3 protein-coding genes are annotated in these 2,734 nt (G+C 67.6%); all 3 read right to left on the bottom strand.

Annotated features, from left to right (window positions below; genetic code table 11):
• Nucleotides 1–1,029, bottom strand: a 1,029-nt coding sequence (locus AC1VTH_RS07745) for a M20/M25/M40 family metallo-hydrolase (protein ID WP_481335563.1), incomplete at its 3' end; no start/stop codon positions are given.
• Nucleotides 1,026–1,841: an amino acid ABC transporter ATP-binding protein gene (locus AC1VTH_RS07740; RefSeq protein ID WP_481335561.1), complete on the bottom strand. Its 816-nt coding sequence runs from the start codon at nt 1,839–1,841 to the stop codon at nt 1,026–1,028. The genes AC1VTH_RS07745 and AC1VTH_RS07740, both read right to left, overlap by 4 nt.
• A gap of 8 nt (nt 1,842–1,849) precedes the next feature.
• Nucleotides 1,850–2,734, bottom strand: an 885-nt coding sequence (locus AC1VTH_RS07735) for an amino acid ABC transporter permease (RefSeq protein ID WP_481335560.1), incomplete at its 5' end; no start/stop codon positions are given.

Genomic DNA, 2,734 nt, shown 5'->3' with positions numbered 1-2,734 from the left:
GGCGCGGGCCACCTCGTTCGCGCGCTCGTCGACGTCTGCCGCGCAGGCAATGCCCAGCTCGGACAGCGGGCCGCTCGTCATCGCGGGTGCCAGCTCGCGCAGCAGGGCGGCCGAGAGCGGCGTGAGGCGCACGGGCCACTCGATGGTGCAGATGCGGGCGATGGCCTGGGACAGCACGCCCAGCGACGTGCCGCCAAACGGGTTGGACGAGTGGCCGCCGGCGCTGCTTGCCCGCAGGATGACGTCCGCGTAGCCCTTCTCGGCGAGGTCTGCGTGCATGAGGTGAAAGCCCGGCGCCCCGTACTCGGCCGACGAGACGATGCGGTAGTCGCCCTCGTCCACGAGAAACTCGAGCTCAACGCCGCGGCGCTCGAGCTCCTGCCCCAGCGCGTGGGCGCCAAACTGGTTGGTCTCCTCATCTTGGCCAAACGCCAGGACGATGGTGCGGCGCAGGCGCCAGCCGTGGACCAGCGCGTACTCGACGGCCTCGAGGATGCCCGTGACCTGGTCCTTCATGTCGATGGCGCCGCGGCCCCAGACGTAGGTGTCGTCCACGTCGCCCGAGAAGGCGTCGTGGCCCCAGTCGCCCTCGGTGCCGGGTACGACGCTCACCACGTCCTGGTGACCCATGAGCATCATGGGGCGCAGAGACGCGTCGCTGCCCGGGATGGTCACCAGCAGCGAGTGGCCAATGACCTCGGCCTCGCCGGCGGAGAAGACGTGTGGGTATGCCACGCGCATCCAGGTCTGCAGCGCGTCGAAAGCGCCCCAGTCCGTTTGCGCGTCGTCCATGTGGCTCACCGTGGCAAACGAGAGCGCCCGGCCCAGCCGCTCGCAGAGGTCCTGCTCGCACAGGTCGGGGTAGTCCGTCTCGTGGTCAAAGAACTGCCAGACGGCCGCGCCGCTGGGGACGGCCTCGGCAGCCTCGCTACCAGCACCGCCCGCCACCTGTCCGTTCTTCTCGGCTGCGCGCGCGGCCGTCAGCGAGGCGCCTACCTGTTCGCCCGCCGCTACGACGGCGCCGCTCACGCGCCGGCTCCGGCCATGGCCTCGGAGTCGTCGAGGTAGCGCGAGAGGAACGCGCGCGTGCGCTCGTGCTCGGGTGCGCCAAAGATCTTGTCGGGAGAGCCCTGCTCGAGCACCACGCCCTGGTCCATGAAGACCACGCGGTCGCTCACGGTGCGGGCAAAGGCCATCTCGTGCGTGACCACCACCATGGTCATGCCCTCGCTCGCGAGCTTGCGCATGACCTCGAGCACCTCGCCCACGATCTCGGGGTCAAGGGCGCTCGTGGGCTCGTCGAACAGCATGATTTGCGGGTTCATGCACAGCGCGCGGGCAATGGCCACGCGCTGCTTCTGGCCGCCGGACAGGCGCGTCACGTCGGCGTTGGCAAACTTGGCGAGGCCCACGCTCTCGAGGTGCCTCAGGGCGGTCTTCTCGGCCTCCTCCTTGGAGCACTTCTTGAGCGTCACGGGCGCGAGCGTGCAGTTGTCGAGCACGTTCATGTTGTTGAAGAGGTTGAAGCCCTGGAACACCATGCCGATTTTCTCGCGCAGGGCGTTCACGTTGGTGCGGTCGGCCGTGAGGTCGGTGTTGTGGAACCACACGTGGCCCGAGTCGGGCGTCTCGAGCAGGTTGAGGCAGCGCAGCAGGGTCGACTTGCCCGAGCCCGAGGCGCCGATGATCGTCACGACCTCGCCCGGCATGACGGACAGGTTAATGCCCTTGAGCACCTCGAGCTGGCCAAACGACTTGCGCAGGTCCTCAACGCGGATGAGGGCCTCGCCCTTGGCGGGGACGGTTGCGGAGTGCTCCGCGGTGATGTTCTGGTTGTCCACGGTTCCTCCTAGTTAGAGCTGGGGAGCGTCTTGGTGCCCTGGGCGCCCAGGCGCTTGCCGAAGGCCTCGAGCAGGCGGCTCGCGATGAGCGTGAGGCACAGGTACACGACGAGCGCCACGCAGTAGACCTCCATCTGGCGGTAGTAGATGCCGGCCACGGTAGTGGTGGCGTACATGAGGTCGAACACGCCGATGACCGAGAGCACCGAGGAGTCCTTGATGTTGATGATGAGCTCGTTGGTGAGCGCGGGGATGGCGTACTTGATGCCCTGCGGGAACACGACCTTGCGCATGGCCTGCCACTGCGAGAGGCCCAGGCTGCGGGCCGCTTCGGCCTGCCCGGCGTCGACGCTCTCGATGCCGCCGCGCAGCACCTCCATCATGTAGGCGGTGGAGTTGAGCGAGATGGTGACGAGGCCCGCCGTGAACGTGGACCAGATCTGGTTGGCTTGGCCGGCGTCCATGCCAAGGCCGCGCAGGAACGAGAAGCCCGCGAAGTAGATGAGCAGGCCCTGCACCATCATGGGCGTGCCGCGCACCACGGTGCTGTAGACGCGCGAGAAGCCACGGCCCACGCTCTTGAGGAAGCAGATGGCGTCGTTGTCGACGCGGTCCGTCTGCTGGATGCGCAGGAAGCACATGCCCAGCGCCAGGAAGAACGCGATGATCGTGCCAAAGGTGGCAAGCGCGATGGTGATGCCAATGCCCTGGACAAAGAACTGCCTGCTCTCCCACGTCATGTAGACGAGGCTCGAGAGGAAGTCGCTGGGGTTGGAGTTGGACGCGACGCTCACGCGCACGAGGTCGGCAAAGCCCAGCACGCCGCGGTCGACGAAGAACAGCAGCGCGCAGGCGACCACCACGTAGGAGCCGACGCGCTCGGCGCGCCTGGC

The sequence above is a fragment of the Parolsenella sp. genome (genome assembly GCF_982402205.1).
The sequence above is the reverse complement of the archived record's forward strand: the minus strand, read 5'-3'. Positions and strand labels throughout refer to the sequence as shown.